This window comes from Clostridium sp. (genome assembly GCF_018372875.1).
Taxonomy (GTDB): domain Bacteria; phylum Bacillota; class Clostridia; order Clostridiales; family Clostridiaceae; genus Clostridium.
Genome location: NZ_JAHAIF010000014.1, coordinates 1 through 17,431 on the forward strand (window position 1 = coordinate 1; position 17,431 = coordinate 17,431).

Sequence of the window (17,431 nt, forward strand, 5' to 3'; positions counted from 1 at the left end):
AATAACTGTATTATAAAAATTTACTCTTTAATTTTAAATTTAATTACAAAAAGCATTTTCTCAAACTTGAGAAAATGCTTTTTGTCTACAATCTGAGAGGATGATTAAATCATCCTCTTATATTTTTAGGGAATTATATTAATTTATCTGCATTCCAATCTGCTTCTTGCATTTTATTTATAATAGACATGGTGAATTCAAGATGATGATCAATTTTAGAACTTGATTTAAGTAATAATGTGAAGAATGAGTTTTTATTGCATTTTTTTATATTTTTATAATAATCTCTAGATATTTTCCAGTACTTTTGTGGAAAACATATATATGAAACAATATACTTTAAATCCGATGGAGATAGGTGGTTGTGGGAATTATAAGCCTTTATAATGGAAGTTGCTAGCTCTAAATCCCATTTTGTATTATCTCTTTTTAAGAGTCTTCTTAAAAAGTATGATAAATCATGAGCACAATAATCATACTTACATTTATCAAAATCAATAATCCAAATAGAATCATCTTCTTCAAATATTATATTCTTATTAACATAATCACCATGGCATAATGATCTACTTAGGTCTTTTTTATCTATTAAAGATGAAACTTCTAAGGATAGTTTTGCAAGTTCTAAATTTTTATCAAACTTTTCTAAGAATTCTCTAGAAAACTTGTCTTTATATTGAAAAGCTAAATTAGATGTTTGTAATAATTGTTCAAAATGTTTAGCGGTAGATACATAAATGTCATCAAATCCTACCCTGTTAGCACTTCCTTTTATTGGTGTAAAATCAAATGATGATTTGTGTATTTCAGCAAGTTTAACAGCTGAAGAAATGACGTGATTCAAATTATCAAAATCACATTTCACACCATTAATCCAAGGAGTTAGGATAAATAGCATACCATCATATTTTACAAATCTTCCCCTATTAACTGTAGGTAAAAGATTAGGAACATTAATGTTATGCCTATGTAACCATTCTAAAGCAGAATATACATAAAGTAGCTCGTCCTCTGCAAAATATACTTTCTTTAAACAATAACTATCATGTTTTCCGTCTACCTTATAAACTGCTCTTTGTTTTTCTGTATCTTTAAACTTCACCATATTTACATCAGCATATCCAAGATTATAATATGGAAGTATATTTTGAGCTATATTATTATTTGAAAAAATAGATTCATCTAAGTTGGTTGCAAAATCACTCATTGAGACTCTCCTTTAAAAATTACTCATTATTATCATATTAGTTGGATTTTATAAATATACTAATGATATTTTTTAAAATATAAAAATACTGGATATTATTAAAACTTATAAGAAATAATATTTACAGGTAATAAATAAAGGATTTAAGAGATAAATATAGAATGATATATAGGAGGTGATTTTATATGGACATAAGGGAAAAAATCGAGACTTTTGAAAGGTTGACATTTATTGAAAAAGCAACTTTTTCTGATAAATCCTTGGGCCGTGAAAAAGATGAAAGTGAAGATGTTGTTAGAACATGTTTTATGGTGGATCGTGATAGGATTATTCATTGTAAATCATTTAGACGTTTGAAGCATAAGACTCAAGTTTATATAAAAACCTTCGGAGATCATTATAGAACAAGATTGACCCATACATTAGAGGTTGCTCAGATTGCTAGAACTATAGGGGCTGGAATTAGATTAAATGAAACTTTAATAGAAGCTATTGCATTAGGTCATGATTTAGGTCATGTAGCATTTGCCCATAATGGAGAAGAAGTTTTAAATGAGTTTCTGCCAAATGGATTTAGACACAATGAGCAAAGTGTAAGAGTAGTAACAAAATTAGAGAATGAAGGTAAGGGGTTAAATCTTACTAAAGAGGTTATAGATGGTATACTGCATCATAGTGGATTAAGAAGTGCATCTGATGATAAAGGCGCATTAACCTTAGAGGGAAGAGTTGTTCAGGTAAGTGATAAGATAGCATATATAAATCACGATATAGATGACTCTATAAGAGCAGGTTTGCTGTCAGAAAATGATATTCCCAAAGAATTACTTAAGGCCCTTGGGAAAACTCATTCTGAAAGAATTGAAACCTTGGTATTAGATTTTATTAATACATCAAATAAGAATTTGGAAGAAGGAATTAATTCTGTTGGATTAAGTAAAGAAATTGAAGAAGCTATGAGAGAACTTAGGGCATTTATGTTTAAGAATATATATTTATCTAATGAACTTAAAGGAGAAAGAAATAAGGCGAAGTTTATATTAAATGAATTAATAAATCATTATATGGAACATATAGAAGAAATGCCAGAGTTGTATAGAAATATTGTAGAATGTGAGGGAGAAAAAAGAGGGGTAGCAGATTATATTGCTGGGATGAGCGATGATTACTGTCTTAGTCAATTTAATAAAATATTTGTCCCTAAATTGGTAATATATTAAAGTGAAGTATATTTTTTGAGATTTAAGGAAAGATAAGTAAGTCAAAAAGTTAGAAAATAATTTTAAAATCAGAAGGAATAGTAAGCAATGTGTCGAATAATATATAAATTGTTGAAAAAAATTTTGTAAGGAGGGGGAAAGCTTCCTTGCGTATATCAGAAGAATTAATTGAAAGAATCAAACAAGAAAATGACATAGTAGATATAGTTTCAGAAACTGTTAGGTTAAAGCGGTCAGGACGTAATTATATGGGGCTTTGCCCATTTCACAATGACCATTCTCCATCTTTTTCAGTTTCGCAAGATAAGCAAATATATAAATGCTTTTCATGTGGAGAGGCAGGAAATGTTTTTACTTTTGTCATGAAACAAAAAAAACTAAACTTTTTAGAAGCAGCAAAGTATTTGGCTGAAAAGGTAAATATACCTTTAGATTTAGGTGATGGAGAACCTAGTAAAATAACAAAAAAGAAGGAAGTGCTTTACAAAGCAAATGTTGAAGCAGGGAGATTCTTTTTTAAAAACTTATCTCAAGATAAGAAAGCAAAAGAATATTTCTTAAATAGGGGAATAAAAGAATCCACTATAAGAAAATTTGGATTAGGGTATTCTAAAGATAGCTGGAATAGCTTGATTTATCATTTAAGGAGAATGGGCTTAAAAGAAAATATCTTGCAAGAAGCAGGATTAGTTCTTAAAAGTGAAAAGAAAGGTACCTTCTATGATAGGTTTAGAAATAGAGTTATGTTCCCAGTTTTTGATATCAAGGGAAGGGTAATTGGCTTTGGTGGTAGAGTTTTAGATGATTCTAAACCAAAGTACCTAAACTCACCAGAAACTTTAGTTTTTCAAAAGGGTACTAATCTATATGGATTAAATTTTGCTATTAAAGAGAAGATGGAGGATAGATACTTCATCATAGTAGAAGGGTATATGGATTGTATTTCTCTTCATCAGTATGGAATTACAAATGTAGTTGCATCACTTGGAACAGCGTTGACTACTAATCAGGCAAGGCTATTAAAGAGGTATGCAGATAAAGTAATTATTTCATATGATGCTGATGTTGCAGGTCAAACAGCAACTCTTAGAGGGTTAGAAATTTTAAGAGATGCAGGATTTGATGTTAGAGTACTTACAATACCACAAGGTAAGGATCCTGATGAATTTATTAGATCAAATGGGAAAGAAGCCTTCTTAAAATTGATTAATTCTGCAACACCATTAATAGGCTATCGTCTAAAAAGAGCAGAAGAGGGAATTGATTTTAAAAATGAACAATCTTTAATTAAATATGGGGAGAGAGTTACAGAAATACTAGCAGATTTGAATCCAGTTGAAAAGGATGTTTATATAAAAAAGATATCCGAGGACACTGGATTGAAGGAACAATCCCTTTATGATTTGCTATCTATGGCACAAAACAGAAAAGAAGAGCCTTTTATGAATAAAAAGGAAGAAATTGGAACAAAATTATATGTAGAGCCTGCTTATTTAAAAGCTGAAAGAAGTCTTATAAAACTTATGTTTAAGGACGGTTATTATGAAGAAATTGTAAAACAAATTTCTAGTGATGATTTTAACCTAGGGGCTCATAAAAAAATCTTCTCTTTAATTTCTAAAGGGAAAGAAGAAGGTGCTGAAAATTTATTAGCATATATAGAAAGTGGTTGTGATGATGTTGAATCATCTAAAGAGTTTGTGAAAATTAAGGAACTTAGGGTATTAGAAGCTAGTGATGAGAGAAAGCTAATTAGGGATTATATAAATAGGATAAAAACATTTAAATTAACTTCAAAAATTGAATGTTTAAAAAAGGAGCAAAAAGACTTGGAACAAAAGGGAAAGATTGAAGAATCAATAAAACTCGCAATAGAGCTTAACAAATTAAATGATGAGCTTAAGAGGGAGAAAGGGGTTATTGGTCATGGCGAAAGGAGGTAAGAAAGAAATGGCAGAAGAAACTAAAGCAAAAAGCAAAAAGACTGGTAATGATAAAAAAGATAGAAATAACAAGATGGCCATTGTTAAAAATTTAATAGAAAAAGGTAAGAAGAATGGTTCATTAACTTATAAAGAAATTATGGATGACATAGAGAACATAGATTTAGGACCAGAACAAATAGAAAAGATTTATGAGGTACTTGAATCTATGGGAATAGAAGTAATAGGTGACATTAATGGTGCTGAAGAGGTTGAAGAAGAAGTAGATCTTTCAATACCAGAAGGTATTGCTATTGATGACCCTGTTAGAATGTACTTAAAAGAAATAGGTAAGGTGCCACTATTATCTTCAGAAGAAGAAATAGAACTTGCTTTAAGAATTGAACAAGGGGACCAATATGCTAAGAAGAAGCTAGCTGAAGCTAACTTAAGACTTGTTGTAAGTATAGCTAAGAGATATGTTGGTAGAGGTATGCTATTCCTAGATCTTATTCAAGAAGGTAACTTAGGACTTATTAAAGCTGTTGAAAAGTTTGATTATAGAAAAGGGTTCAAATTCTCTACATATGCTACATGGTGGATAAGGCAGGCCATTACAAGAGCTATAGCAGACCAAGCAAGAACTATCAGAATACCAGTTCATATGGTTGAAACTATAAATAAGCTTATAAGAGTACAAAGACAATTACTTCAAGAGTTAGGAAGAGATCCATTCCCAGAAGAAATTTCAAAGGTTATGGATTTACCAGTTGAAAAGGTAAGAGAAATTCAAAAAATAGCACAAGAGCCAGTTTCTTTAGAAACTCCAATCGGTGAAGAAGAAGATAGCCATTTAGGTGATTTTATTCCTGATGATGAAGCTCCAGCACCAGCAGAAGCTGCAGCATTTACTATGCTAAAAGAACAATTAATAAATGTTCTAGATACTTTAACTCCAAGGGAAGAAAAAGTATTAAGATTAAGATTTGGTCTTGATGATGGTAGAGCAAGAACTCTTGAAGAAGTGGGTAAAGAGTTTAATGTAACAAGAGAAAGAATAAGACAGATAGAAGCTAAGGCTTTAAGAAAACTTAGACATCCATCAAGAAGTAAAAAGCTTAAGGATTATTTAGATTAATATATACTAAAAAACATCTGTTGAAAAACAGATGTTTTTTAATACTTAGGGTAAAATACACTTATATTTTATTAGAAAGAGGTTTAACATGGACATTAGTAAAAGATTAGAGTTTATAGCAAATCATATAGATAAATGTGAAAGTATTATAGATGTTGGTACAGATCATGGATATATCCCAATATATGCAGTGAAAAAAGGGCTTTGTAATAAGGCTATAGCATCTGATATAAATAAGGATCCTGTTAAAAAAGCACAATTAAATGTAGCTCTAGAGGGGTTATCGAAGAAAATAGATGTTAGGCTAGGGGGAGGTTTACAAACAGTTGATATAAAAGAGGTAGAAGGTGTTGTAATTGCAGGTATGGGAGGAAATTTAATTAGAGATATACTAGAGAATGATAAAAGGAAGTTGCCTTTTTATAAATTTTTAATATTACAGCCAGCTCAAAATCCAGAAGTTCTTAGAGAATACTTGTATAACAACGGATATGAGATTTTAGGAGAGGATCTATGTTTTGATGAGGGAATTTACTATGAACTATTTAAAGTAAGGAAAAATAGTAAGGAAAATATGAAGTTAGATCCTATATATTATGAATTTTCACCTACGCTATTAAAAGATAAGCATCCTTTAATGATAGGGTATTTACAAGAAAAAGAAGAAAAATATAATAGAATATTAAGCTTTATAAAAGAGGATAGTGAAAGTGCAATAAGAAGAAAAAAAGAAGTCCAAGATAAATTGAAGGAAATAAAAAGATTTATTGAAGAGGTGAGATAAATGACCGTAACAGTAAAAGAGATAGCAAAAGAAATGGAGAAGTTAGCACCAATATTTTTAAAAGAAGACTTTGATAATGTGGGACTTATGGTGGGATCTAAAGATAAGGAAGTGAAAAAAGTTCTATTAGCTTTAGATTGTACTAAAGATGTTATTGAAGAGGGAAAAAGGGAAGGGGTAGACCTTATTATAACTCATCATCCATTAATATTTAGAAGACCAAGTAGAATTGTAAATGATGATCTTCAAGGGTGGAAGATAATAGAACTTATAAAGAATGATATATCATTATATTCAAGTCATACTAATTTAGATTCAACTAAGGATGGGATAAATGAGGAAATTGTTAAGGTGTTAGGTTTTTCTCATGGGAAACTTATTGAGTCCTCCAAGGTTAGAGGATTTGATGAATGTGGATTAGGTAGGGTTGTTTATTTAGAGAATGAAATAGAATTAAACAATCTTATAAATATAGTTAAAGAGAAGCTTGGAATAAGCAGTTTAAGAGTTGTAGTAGGAAAAGAAAAAGTGAAAAATATAGCTATAATAAATGGAAGTGGTCAAGACTTCTTTGGAAAGGCTATAGGAATGGGAGCAGATTGTATAATAACTGGTGATACTTCATATCATTTTGCTTCTGATTACAAAGAAATGGGAGTTTCAATTATAGATCCAGGACATTTCCCTACAGAATGGATAGTATTTTTAAAGGTAATGAAAAAGATAGAAGAGAAATTTAGTACTATTGAATTCATTCACTCTAAGTGCAGTAAAGACCCATATGAATATATATAAAACAAGTATTTTTTTTAGTTATAAACATATATAAATAGTAGAACTCACCAATTTTGAGGAGGAACTATTATTAGTACACAAAAAGATTTTAAAAAGGCTTTTAAAAATATTAGGGAAAATTTTCAAAGTGGAATGAATAGAAGTTCTAGAGGGTGGAGAGGCTGGCCAATATTTTATTTTTGTAGTCCTTTTAAGTTTATTATATTATGTGGACTTTTGGCTACATTACTTCTTTGTGGAGTTGGATTATATGGTCTAATTGTAATAATTCTTTTAGTGTTATTATTTATATTTGTTCCCTAATTGTAAAAAAGTTCATCTTGTAAAAGTATAAGGAGTATGATATTATAATCCTTGCGAGTGAGACATGCAATCGCTGCTAGTCTTTGAACTAGGAGAGGAAAGTCGGGGCTCCGTAGGGCAGGGTGCTGGATAACGTCCAGTCAAGGTGACTTGAAGGAAAGTGCAACAGAGAGATACCGCCTATTTTTATAGGTAAGGGTGGAAAGGCGAGGTAAGAGCTCACCAGCGTGGTGGAGACATCACGGCTATGTAAACCCCACCTGGAGCAAGACCGAATAGAGAGGCATTTAAGGGGTTGCCCGTCCCGCCTCTGGGTGTGTCGCTTGAGCTTACTGGCAACAGTAAGCCTAGATAGATGATTGCTTAAGACAGAACCCCGCTTATGGCTTATCTCGCAAAAAGAGATTTCAAGGGTTTGAAGGGAATAGGATAAATTTTTCCCTTGCAGTTTCCCTTATTATATTTATAAGCTTTGTAATAGAGATGTAATCTTATTGGTTGCATCTCTATTCATTTATATTTATAGAGTTTTGCATAGATTTTTTATAGATACTGTTAGGTTATCTAAGTTGTTAAAAAACTGTAAAAAATCTACAAAGAGAGTTGACCAAGTTTTAAAGGTATATAATAATTATTTCATAAAAAAGTAAAAAAGTAACAAAAAATGTCTTTTGTTTATATATACTAAATTTAGGAGGAGTTAAATGAGAAACAATAGAAAAACAAGTGAAGCACAAAGGAAGGCAGATAAAAGATGGAGAGAAAAAAATAGGGAACATGCAAATTATTTAAAAAATAGAACTAGTGCAAGGTGTTTTATAAGGAATAAAGCTACTCTAGAAGATATAGAAGAGTTAAGGGAGCTACTTAGACTAAGAGCTGAAGTGTTAAGTAAAGAAAATAATCTATTATGTTAAAGGCTAGGATATAGTTAGTATTCTAGTCTTTATTTTTATAGCTGTAGAAGAGTTTAATCTGATGGTTAACCTCTATTGTCTTTTTTATCCTATATTAATGAAATTGTATACATAATATGATATAATTATTAAATAATTATACTTTTAATTAATGAGGTGGGGGAATGGTTAAATTAGTTAGAAAATTTGTTACAGATATTAGGTTAAGTAAACTTAATGCAGTAAAATACAGTGGGATTGTAGCATTCTTAATTTTTGCTACTTCAGTTACTTATAAGAATTTAATAGGTACTCCAGTAAAAGATGCAATAATAATATCTGGTATTAGTTCAGCAATATTATTTGTAGCTCTTTATTTTATGTGTTTTGCAATTGTAAAGCAAATTGATAAAAAAGATGCAAGAATTGAAGCGGAGAAGCAAAGGGAATTAGAAGAAAGAAGAAGAAGGCTTGAAGAAAGAAGCGGAAAAAAAGTTAATAATAAAAAGAAAAAGAAAAATAGACAAGTTGATAATAAATAGTGAAAATGGTGAAGAATAAAATTTATCCTTCACCATTAGTTTTTTATTCTTTCCTTACCTTAAGTAAGAAGGGAATAGATATTTATTTTTCTGTGACTTGGAGCTTGCGACGGAACAAGCAAAATAAATATCCGCTACACCTTTTTTAGTTAAAAATAGCTGTTACCCATTCGTTGCTTTGATGCTTTTCTATCATATTAAATCCATTAGACTCTACCATAGACTTTATGTTATCAAAGCTCCATTCAACTAAGCCAGAAACAAGAAGGGTTCCATTGTCCTTTAAATGAGACTTAATAAAGTCCATAAACATATGAGTTTCTTCTCCACCAATATTTATATATATCCAATCAAATTGACCCTCAATGTTAACTTCATTACAAAGAGCATCTCCAACAAAGACCTTTATGTTATTTAGGTTATTTAAAGAAGCGTTTAGTTCTACTTCATCTTGTACATCCCTAATATCTAAAGCAACTACTTCACTAGCTCCTTTAATTGCTGTTGCAATGGATAGTATACCTGATCCAGTTCCTATATCTAATACTCTTTTATTAGAAAAGTCCTTTGAAAGAATCACTCTAAGAAGATCTTGAGTAGTTTCATGTAGACCAGTACCAAAAGCTCCTTGAGAAATAAAATTTATTTTGTTTTTACCTTCTATTTCTTCATCAGGAGAAGCAAGTACCCAGTTCTCATCTATATCTATAGCAGGTAAAGAAAAATCATCATAGTCATAGTTTTCTTCATATACATTAACAGGTGTTTCATTAATTAAATTAGAAACATTGTTTTTAAAACTTTCTAAGTCTTCTTTTGCCCCATCAAAGGCAACTTTTAATGTGGTTAATTCATTTTCTTTTTCTATATATCCATACCCATTTTCATCAGTAGTTATTTCTAATGGACTTTCATAAAATGCGTTATAGATTTCGTTTATTTGTAGTACTTCTATTTTTTCATCTACTTTATTTAAAGGCATATTATAACAAATAATAAACATAGAAAATCTCCTCTCTTTTAAGCTAATATCATATTATTACAAGAAAACGATTATGTAAAGTATGGGGAATGTGATAAAATTATGATTAGGATTTAAGGAGGGATAGTAATGAAAAAAATAGTTGTTTTAGATGGAATCACTTTAGGAAATGTTGATTTTGATAAGTTAAAAGAATTTGGTGAATTAGTATACTTTGATAAAACAAATGCTAATGAAGTAGCTGACAGAATAAAGGATGCAGCAATAGTTCTAACTAATAAAGTTGTATTAAATAGAGATAATTTAAAGGACGCAAGTAAATTAGAATTAATTTGTGAAATGGCTACTGGATTTAATAATATTGATATAGAATATGCTAAGGAGAGAAATATTGCAGTAACTAATGTTGCAGGATATTCTACACCAACTGTAGCTCAGCATACATTTGCAACATTATTGCATTTATATGACAAAATTTCTTATTATGATAATTTTGTTAAGAGTGGAGCGTACTCATCATCAGGGTTATTCACTAATTTAGATAAGCCTTACAATGATATAGAAGGTAAAAGATGGGGAATAGTAGGGTTAGGAACTATAGGAAGAAAGGTGGCTCATATTGCAGATGCTTTTGGTTGTGAAGTGGTATACTATTCAACATCAGGAAAAAACAACAGTTCAGATTATAGAAGAGTAGAACTAGATGAGTTATTAAGAGAATGTGATATTATATCAATTCATGCTCCGTTAAATGAAAATACTCAAGGCTTATTTAATTACGAGAATATAAGCAAAATGAAAAAGGATGCTGTACTAATTAATATGGGAAGAGGACCTATAGTAGTTGATGAAGATTTAGCTAAAGCTATTGATGAAGAACTTATAGCTGGTGCAGCTTTAGATGTGTTTATGGTAGAGCCTATGCCAGCAGATAACCCATTTTTAAAGGTTAAAAATAAGGATAGATTAGTATTAACTCCACATATTGCATGGGCTAGTGTTGAAGCTAGAGAAAGATTGTTTAAGGATTTAATAGAAAATATACATGCTTTTTATAGAGGAGAAGCTAGAAATAGAATAGTTTAAAAAGATAAGCCTAGGGTTACTAGGCTTATTTTAATACATATTCTTCAATTGCTTTAATTACTCCATAATCTCTATTACTTTTTGCTATATAGTTACCGTATTGTTTCATATCTTCATTTGCATTTTCCATAACAAAACTAAATTTAGCTTTACCAAGCATTTCTATATCATTGTAGAAGTCGCCAAAAACCATAGTTTCTTCATAAGAAATATTTTCATCCTTTTGAATTTTTTCTAAGGCGGCTCCTTTATTAACATTCTTATTCATAATATCAAGCCATATTTCACCAGCAACTACAACCATAAATTCATCTCCAAATAGAGGGTTTAAAACTTTATTTGAATTATTGGAAGCTCCTGAAAGGTCACAAAGTGTAATTTTAAAAATATCATCATCAATAGAATATAAGTCTTCTACTATATGCTTCTTTATATAGTATTTATCAATTTCTTTTAAGAAATCATCGCTACATGGTTTATGATAGGCACCTTTTGTACCACACAAAATTAACTCTATGTTTTCTATATCTTCACAAGCTTTTATAATGGCTGTTACAGAGTCTTTCTTTATGATATCTATGCAAGACTTACCTTCATCTTCGAATACATAAGCACCATTGTCACAAATATAATAAATGTGATCCGAATAAGGTTTGAAGTTTTCATATAATGTAGGGTAAGGTCTTCCACTAGCTACTACAAATTTAACGTCTTTATCATTTAGTTTTTCTAATACTTCAAAAAAGTTAGATGGTAGCTTCCCATGTTCATCTAATAATGTTCCATCCATATCTGTTGCAATTAACTTTATCATATAGTCCACCCTTTTCCTAGAATAATTTTCATTAGTACTTCATAAGCTATTATACCATAGTAAAAGAGTTAGAAAAATAAATACATCAATAAGAAATAAATGGAAATATTGACATATAATCAATAATGTAGTAATATTACAAATAAGTTAATAATTAGAAAAATGTTGATTGAGAGTAGTAGAAAGAAAAGGTTCCTTTTAGAGAGCGAGTGTTTTGGTGGAAAACTTGTAGGAATAACTTTTGAACTTGCTCATGAGTTGTAAGGTTTTATTTAAATCTTATCGGTATATTTGCCGTTATTTTAAGTAAGTATAATTTTGGATGGTACCGCGTAAATCGCTCCAATAAGGAGTAATTTACGCGGTTTTAATATTATATGAGAGGTGAAATTGGATGGGGTTAGTTCAGTAGAGAAAATAATTATTGTGATTTTAAAGCTTAAAGGGGTAATTGAATCGCTGTGATTTTATATAGGTTTTATAAAAGCAATAAGTATTAATAAAGGGGGCTTAAAACATGTTAAATGTAAAGAAATATAAGAGATTTAAAACTATTAATTTTAAGGAAAGAACTTGGCCAAATAAAGAGGTTACAAAGGCACCTATATGGTGTTCTGTAGATTTAAGAGATGGTAATCAGGCTTTGATAAGTCCTATGACAGTAGATGAAAAGGTTGAAATGTTTAGCTTATTAACTAAATTGGGGTTTAAGGAAATTGAAATAGGTTTTCCGTCTGCATCACAAATAGAATTTGATTTTTTAAGAACACTTGTTAATAATAATTTGATTCCAGATGATGTTGTTGTACAAGTATTAACACAAGCAAGACCTCACTTAATTAAAAGAACTTTTGAATCATTAGAAGGGGTAAAAAAGGCTGTTGTTCATATTTATAATTCAACATCTATACTTCAAAGAGATGTCGTATTTAACATGAGTAAAGAGGAGATAAAAAATATAGCTGTAGAAGGAACAAAGTTAGTAAAAGAATATGTTAAAGAGTTTAATGGGGAAGTGATTTTAGAATATTCTCCAGAGAGTTTTACAGGAACAGAGGTAGAATATGCATTAGATGTCTGTGAAGCTGTTTGTGATGTATGGGAAGCATCAAAAGATAAAAAAGTTATAATTAATTTACCATCTACAGTTGAGATGGATACTCCAAATGTCTTTGCAGATCAAATAGAATGGATGTGTACTCATTTTAAGGATAGGGAACGTGTAATAGTAAGTGTACATCCTCATAATGATAGGGGAACTGGTGTAGCTGCTGCTGAATTAGCTTTGCTAGCAGGGGCTGATAGGGTTGAAGGTACTTTATTTGGTAATGGAGAAAGAACAGGTAACGTTGATATAGTTAATATTGCTCTTAACATGTATTCTCAAGGGGTAGATCCTAACCTAGAATTAAATAATATTCAAGAAGTTATAGATGTATATGAAAGATGTTGCAAAATACCAGTTCATATAAGGCATCCATATGCAGGAGAACTAGTTTTCACGGCTTTCTCAGGATCTCATCAAGATGCTATAAATAAGGGGATGGCAAAGTATAGGGAAAGAGAGGGGCAATATTGGGAAGTACCTTATCTTCCAATTGACCCAAGTGATTTAGGAAGAGAGTATGAGGCTCTTGTAAGGATTAATAGTCAATCTGGTAAGGGTGGAATAGCATTTGTTATGGATAGATACTTTGGTTATAAGATGCCAAAGAAGATGCATAAGGAATTTGCTGATGTAATTCAAAAAATATCAGAAGAAAGAGGAGAAGTGGCTCCACAAGTAATAATGCAAAAATTTGAAGAGGAATACTTAAATAGAGAGGAGCCTTTCAAATTAATTAAATGTTCTGTGTCAGAAGAAGATTCTAAGTCAAATGTAACTGTTAGATTCTTATATAAGGGAGTAGAAAAAGAGTTTACTTCTGTTGGAAATGGACCAATAGATTCATTGAAAAAAGCATTAATTAAATCTGAATTAATAAATACAAGTATTTTAGATTATGCAGAGCATTCAATGGGAGAAGGATCAGAAGCTAAAGCTGCTGCTTATGTAAATATGAAAAGGGTTGATAATGGAGAAGAAACCTTTGGTGTTGGTGTGGATTCTAATATTACGACTGCTTCAATGAAAGCTGTATTCAGTGCTATAAATAGGCTTTATAAGTAATAAGTGAAACGCTACTATGTTAAGTAGCGTTTATTTCTTGTAATAAAGAATTCGTATACCATTATAAATTTATAATAATTTTTCTTATGGGAGGGGATTAATTGTTGAAACGTAAAAATTATAAGGTAATAATAAGTACTATTTTTATTATACTTATTATTAGTATTTTGCTACTAAATAATAAAACAGATTATAACAAAATTAATTTTGACAATGTTGTTAACAACATAAACAAAAACAATAAACTCTTTAAAACCCCAGTTGTTAATATAGAAAACTACGTAAATAGTATAGATAATAATGATTATTTTAGTAATGAATATATAGATAATTTATCTTCAAAAAATCCATCTAATAGCTCCTTATTATCAAAATCTCAAGCAATTGAAGATATAAACTTCTTTTTTGAACTTTTAAGAAAAAATTATGGCTTATATACATATTTCGGAGGAGATAATGTTTTTTTAAAAGCTAAAAATAATATTATTAATTACATTATGACTAAAAACACAATTACCAAAAAGGAGCTTTATGATGTTCTAATAAAAAATTTGAATTTTATTAATGATAATCATTTTATTATTAATTATGATAAGAACACTCATAAAATATTGTGTAAAAACTTTTACTTCTTTACCTTAGATGAAGAATATTATTATAAAGATGATATTGGATTTTTCACTAACTCTAAGTCAGGTAAAAAATATATATTAAAAATAAATGATAATAGCGAGTAGATAGCTATATGAAATTGTCTATAAATAATAGTGGTGAATTAGTATATAAAATTGGTAAATTAATTAATTTTGATAACAACGAATCCAATATAACTAATAGTAACTCTGTTGAAATTAATGTTGAATACAAGCTTGCAAACAAAACTATATCAGAAAGAAAACAATTAACTAAGGCTAATAATTTATTAAATTCAAATGCAACTTTTTCGTTTAATATTAATGATAATATTCCAATATTATCACTTAGAAGCTTAACACTAAATGAACAAACAAAAAATAAATTTTTACAAAGTGCATTCCAATGCCAAAAATACAAAATTAATATATTAGATTTAAGAGGAAATATTGGTGGAGATGGTAGCTTAGCAGTACAATGGTTAGAAAATAGATTTGCGTTTAGGCCCGTAGGTAATTCTAAAAAAATAGGTTTAAATAGATTTCTAATAGACGGAAAACTACCTAGTATTGAAGAAACTAGTATTTCTCATTTATACAATTTAGAAGTTAAAAAAGATTACTTTTTTAGTAATGATATAGACGATGCTGAACTTTACGAAAATGATTCTATAATATTTGTTTTAACAGATAAAAACCAAGGTTCAGCTGGTGAGATGTTTATTGAGTACTTAAAAAATTATGAGAATGTAATATTAATTGGATCTAATACTAGTGGAACTTTACAGGGAAGTAAGTATGGAATAAATTTCAAACTACCTAACTCTGAAATAAGTTTTCAATTTGGGCAATGGCTTTTTTTATTTGATGATAATTACTTCAAAGAAGGAATAGGATTTAAACCAGATATATGGACAAATGGAAGTGATGCTTTAGAACTAGTTTTAAAACTTATAGATTACTACAACTTAAATTAATATTATAAATAAAACTAACAAAATCTATATATTTTATTATTTTTTTCAGAAATATTTTTAACTTCTCTAATATGGACTTCTGGTGTTTGTCAAGAGAGTTGTAGTATAAATTTCTCGTAAGTTTTATATGTGAAATTATTGGAAGGGATAAAAATAAGAGGCTTGCTAACGTAAGTCTCTTATTTTATAGATAGAAGATTTATAGAAAATATAAGAAATTCTCTTGGATTATTTGGTTTAGTCTATGATGAAAGGACAAATGTATTTTATATACTTGCAACATATGGCAAATTAGTATATAATAATTTCATAAAATAAAATATTAAAGTTCGGATGAAGATAGTGGGAGAGTGACAAATTTATTTTGTCCACCGAAGAGGGAAAATCTTTCAGGTTATAGGACCGCTATTGGACGAGCCTCTGGAGAGACTCTAGAAGAGCACCGAAGGAGCAAGGCTAAAATGGCTGAAACTCTCAGGTAAAAGGACAGGGGATATGAGATTGTATCATATTTTTTTGTGATGCAATTTATCATAATCTCCTCCAGTAAATTATAATTTAGGGAGGATTTTTTTATGCAATTAAAAGATTTATTACAAAACATTAGTGACTTCATATGGGGGCCACCATTATTAATTTTATTAGTAGGTACAGGGGTGTATTTAACTTTAAGGTTAAAGCTACTTCAAATATTTAAATTACCACTAGCTCTAAAATACGTATTTGGAAAAGATGAAGAAGAAAATGACGAAGGGGCAGAAGGGGATGTATCAAGCTTTGGTGCTTTATGTACAGCCCTATCAGCTACAATAGGTACAGGTAATATTGTAGGTGTAGCTACAGCTGTAAAAGCAGGAGGTCCAGGAGCTTTATTTTGGATGTGGATAGCAGCTTTCTTTGGTATGGCAACTAAGTATGCTGAAGGAGTATTGGCTATTAAATATAGAGAAGTAGATGAAAATGGTAATATGGCAGGAGGTCCAATGTATTATATACAAAATGGACTAGGGCTAAAATGGTTAGCAAAGATATTTGCAGTTTTAGGAATTGGAGTTGCTTTTTTTGGTATTGGAACATTTGGACAAGTAAAATCAATTTCTGACGCAGCATCAATAACATTTAAAGTTCCTTTAATACTTACAGCTATAATAGTTACAGTATTAGTAGCGTTGGTTACTTTAGGTGGAATAAAAAGAATATCTAGGGTATCAGAAAAGGTTGTTCCTTTTATGGCTGGAATATATATATTAGGAGCAGTGTTAGTATTAATTTGTAATTATAGTGCTATACCAGGAGCATTATCAATTATTATAAGAAGTGCGTTTAATCCTCAAGCAGCACTGGGGGGAGCAGCAGGTATAACAGTTCAAATAGCATTACAAAGAGGGGTAGGTAGAGGAGTATTTTCAAATGAAGCAGGTCTTGGAAGTGCACCTATTGCAGCGGCAGCAGCTAAAACTAAGTCACCAGTTAGACAAGGGTTAATATCAATGACAGGTACTTTTTTTGATACTATAGTTATATGTACTATGACTGGTCTTGCAATAGTTTTAACTGGAGCATATTCAAGTCCTTTAGAGGGAGCAGCTTTAACAACAGCGGCTTTTGAAGCAGGATTACCTTTTGCTGTGATAGGCAAGTATATCGTAAATATAGGATTAATATTCTTTGCCTTTACAACAATTTTAGGATGGAATTATTATGGTGAAAGATGTGCAGAATACTTATTAGGTGTTAAATCTATATTGCCATATAGAATAATATTCATAGCACTTGTAGCAGTAGGACCATTCTTATCATTAGATTTAATATTTATAATAGCAGATATAGTTAATGGAATGATGGCTTTTCCTAATTTAATAGGATTAATTGGACTAAGAAAAGTGGTTATAAAAGAAACAGAAGATTATTTTCAACAGTTAAAAGAAGAAGTGGCATTGCCAGCATAACAAAAGTATAAATC

15 protein-coding genes, 1 other RNA gene and 1 riboswitch are annotated in these 17,431 nt (G+C 30.0%); of the genes, 13 read left to right on the forward strand and 3 right to left on the reverse strand.

The annotated features are described in order from the left end of the window. Positions 1-133 precede the first annotated feature (133 nt). A complete protein-coding gene (locus tag KIB46_RS06480; RefSeq protein WP_291671221.1) occupies positions 134-1,207 on the reverse strand; it encodes a CotS family spore coat protein in 1,074 nt (357 codons plus the stop codon). Positions 1,208-1,392: 185 nt separating this feature from the next. Here KIB46_RS06480 and KIB46_RS06485 point away from each other — a divergent pair, with 185 nt between their 5' ends. The 8 genes from KIB46_RS06485 (at position 1,393) to KIB46_RS06520 (ending at position 8,807) form a co-directional block, all read left to right on the forward strand. Beyond that, entirely contained in the window at positions 1,393-2,427 is a 1,035-nt protein-coding gene (locus KIB46_RS06485) for a deoxyguanosinetriphosphate triphosphohydrolase (RefSeq protein ID WP_156563255.1), read from the forward strand. A 146-nt stretch (positions 2,428-2,573) separates the two neighbouring features. After that, positions 2,574-4,370 carry a DNA primase gene (gene dnaG / locus KIB46_RS06490; RefSeq protein WP_291671222.1) on the forward strand — a complete coding sequence of 599 codons (1,797 nt, stop codon included), beginning with the start codon at positions 2,574-2,576 and terminating at the stop codon, positions 4,368-4,370. Then, positions 4,354-5,487 (forward strand): RNA polymerase sigma factor RpoD, encoded by a 1,134-nt coding sequence (gene rpoD / locus KIB46_RS06495; RefSeq protein WP_049177211.1) that lies wholly within the window; start codon positions 4,354-4,356, stop codon positions 5,485-5,487. Before dnaG ends, rpoD begins: the two co-directional genes overlap by 17 nt. Before the next feature lie 88 nt (positions 5,488-5,575). Continuing rightward, positions 5,576-6,271: a class I SAM-dependent methyltransferase gene (locus tag KIB46_RS06500; protein WP_156563253.1), complete on the forward strand. Its 696-nt coding sequence runs from the start codon at positions 5,576-5,578 to the stop codon at positions 6,269-6,271. After that, positions 6,272-7,066 carry a Nif3-like dinuclear metal center hexameric protein gene (locus KIB46_RS06505; RefSeq protein WP_156563252.1) on the forward strand — a complete coding sequence of 265 codons (795 nt, stop codon included), beginning with the start codon at positions 6,272-6,274 and terminating at the stop codon, positions 7,064-7,066. Between the two features lie 357 nt (positions 7,067-7,423). Then, an RNA gene (gene rnpB / locus KIB46_RS06510) (RNase P RNA component class A) lies at positions 7,424-7,768 on the forward strand. 305 nt (positions 7,769-8,073) lie between these two features. Then, the gene (locus tag KIB46_RS06515; protein WP_156563251.1) at positions 8,074-8,286 is read left to right on the forward strand and encodes a hypothetical protein; all 213 of its coding nucleotides are present in this window, start codon (positions 8,074-8,076) and stop codon (positions 8,284-8,286) included. Between the two features lie 164 nt (positions 8,287-8,450). Then, positions 8,451-8,807, forward strand: a complete 357-nt coding sequence (locus KIB46_RS06520) for a hypothetical protein (protein ID WP_156563250.1) — start codon at positions 8,451-8,453, stop codon at positions 8,805-8,807. Between the two features lie 145 nt (positions 8,808-8,952). Here KIB46_RS06520 and KIB46_RS06525 read toward each other — a convergent pair whose 3' ends face one another. Further along, positions 8,953-9,810: a 50S ribosomal protein L11 methyltransferase gene (locus KIB46_RS06525; protein ID WP_291671223.1), complete on the reverse strand. Its 858-nt coding sequence runs from the start codon at positions 9,808-9,810 to the stop codon at positions 8,953-8,955. A gap of 108 nt (positions 9,811-9,918) precedes the next feature. Between KIB46_RS06525 and KIB46_RS06530 the strand changes: the two genes are divergently transcribed. Continuing rightward, positions 9,919-10,875, forward strand: coding sequence for a D-2-hydroxyacid dehydrogenase (locus KIB46_RS06530; RefSeq protein WP_291671224.1), 957 nt, complete (start codon positions 9,919-9,921; stop codon positions 10,873-10,875). A 25-nt stretch (positions 10,876-10,900) separates the two neighbouring features. Here the strand turns inward: KIB46_RS06530 and KIB46_RS06535 are convergent, their stop codons facing one another. Beyond that, positions 10,901-11,689: an HAD family hydrolase gene (locus KIB46_RS06535; protein WP_291671225.1), complete on the reverse strand. Its 789-nt coding sequence runs from the start codon at positions 11,687-11,689 to the stop codon at positions 10,901-10,903. Positions 11,690-12,206: 517 nt separating this feature from the next. On the opposite strand from KIB46_RS06535, the gene leuA reads away from it, so the two are divergent. The 4 genes from leuA to KIB46_RS06555 all read left to right on the forward strand — a co-directional run bounded on the left by leuA (position 12,207) and on the right by KIB46_RS06555 (position 17,417). After that, positions 12,207-13,859, forward strand: a complete 1,653-nt coding sequence (leuA, locus tag KIB46_RS06540; RefSeq protein WP_291671226.1) for a 2-isopropylmalate synthase — start codon at positions 12,207-12,209, stop codon at positions 13,857-13,859. 101 nt (positions 13,860-13,960) lie between these two features. Then, positions 13,961-14,596 (forward strand): hypothetical protein, encoded by a 636-nt coding sequence (locus KIB46_RS06545; RefSeq protein WP_291671227.1) that lies wholly within the window; start codon positions 13,961-13,963, stop codon positions 14,594-14,596. Positions 14,597-14,604: 8 nt separating this feature from the next. Further along, the gene (locus KIB46_RS06550) at positions 14,605-15,468 is read left to right on the forward strand and encodes a S41 family peptidase (RefSeq protein ID WP_291671228.1); all 864 of its coding nucleotides are present in this window, start codon (positions 14,605-14,607) and stop codon (positions 15,466-15,468) included. A gap of 410 nt (positions 15,469-15,878) precedes the next feature. Continuing rightward, positions 15,879-15,968: riboswitch (glycine riboswitch) on the forward strand. A 75-nt stretch (positions 15,969-16,043) separates the two neighbouring features. Then, a complete protein-coding gene (locus KIB46_RS06555) occupies positions 16,044-17,417 on the forward strand; it encodes a sodium:alanine symporter family protein (protein ID WP_156560588.1) in 1,374 nt (457 codons plus the stop codon). Positions 17,418-17,431 lie beyond the last annotated feature (14 nt).

What these genes read in the sequence shown, in the direction of transcription:
- KIB46_RS06480 (WP_291671221.1), bottom strand. Translation starts at nt 1,207, where the DNA reads ATGAGTGATTTTGCAACCAACTTAGATGAATCTATTTTTTCAAATAAT.
- KIB46_RS06485 (WP_156563255.1), top strand. Translation starts at nt 1,393, where the DNA reads ATGGACATAAGGGAAAAAATCGAGACTTTTGAAAGGTTGACATTTATT.
- rpoD (WP_049177211.1), top strand. Translation starts at nt 4,354, where the DNA reads ATGGCGAAAGGAGGTAAGAAAGAAATGGCAGAAGAAACTAAAGCAAAA.
- KIB46_RS06500 (WP_156563253.1), top strand. Translation starts at nt 5,576, where the DNA reads ATGGACATTAGTAAAAGATTAGAGTTTATAGCAAATCATATAGATAAA.
- KIB46_RS06505 (WP_156563252.1), top strand. Translation starts at nt 6,272, where the DNA reads ATGACCGTAACAGTAAAAGAGATAGCAAAAGAAATGGAGAAGTTAGCA.
- KIB46_RS06515 (WP_156563251.1), top strand. Translation starts at nt 8,074, where the DNA reads ATGAGAAACAATAGAAAAACAAGTGAAGCACAAAGGAAGGCAGATAAA.
- KIB46_RS06520 (WP_156563250.1), top strand. Translation starts at nt 8,451, where the DNA reads ATGGTTAAATTAGTTAGAAAATTTGTTACAGATATTAGGTTAAGTAAA.
- KIB46_RS06525 (WP_291671223.1), bottom strand. Translation starts at nt 9,810, where the DNA reads ATGTTTATTATTTGTTATAATATGCCTTTAAATAAAGTAGATGAAAAA.
- KIB46_RS06530 (WP_291671224.1), top strand. Translation starts at nt 9,919, where the DNA reads ATGAAAAAAATAGTTGTTTTAGATGGAATCACTTTAGGAAATGTTGAT.
- KIB46_RS06535 (WP_291671225.1), bottom strand. Translation starts at nt 11,689, where the DNA reads ATGATAAAGTTAATTGCAACAGATATGGATGGAACATTATTAGATGAA.
- leuA (WP_291671226.1), top strand. Translation starts at nt 12,207, where the DNA reads ATGTTAAATGTAAAGAAATATAAGAGATTTAAAACTATTAATTTTAAG.
- KIB46_RS06550 (WP_291671228.1), top strand. Translation starts at nt 14,605, where the DNA reads ATGAAATTGTCTATAAATAATAGTGGTGAATTAGTATATAAAATTGGT.
- KIB46_RS06555 (WP_156560588.1), top strand. Translation starts at nt 16,044, where the DNA reads ATGCAATTAAAAGATTTATTACAAAACATTAGTGACTTCATATGGGGG.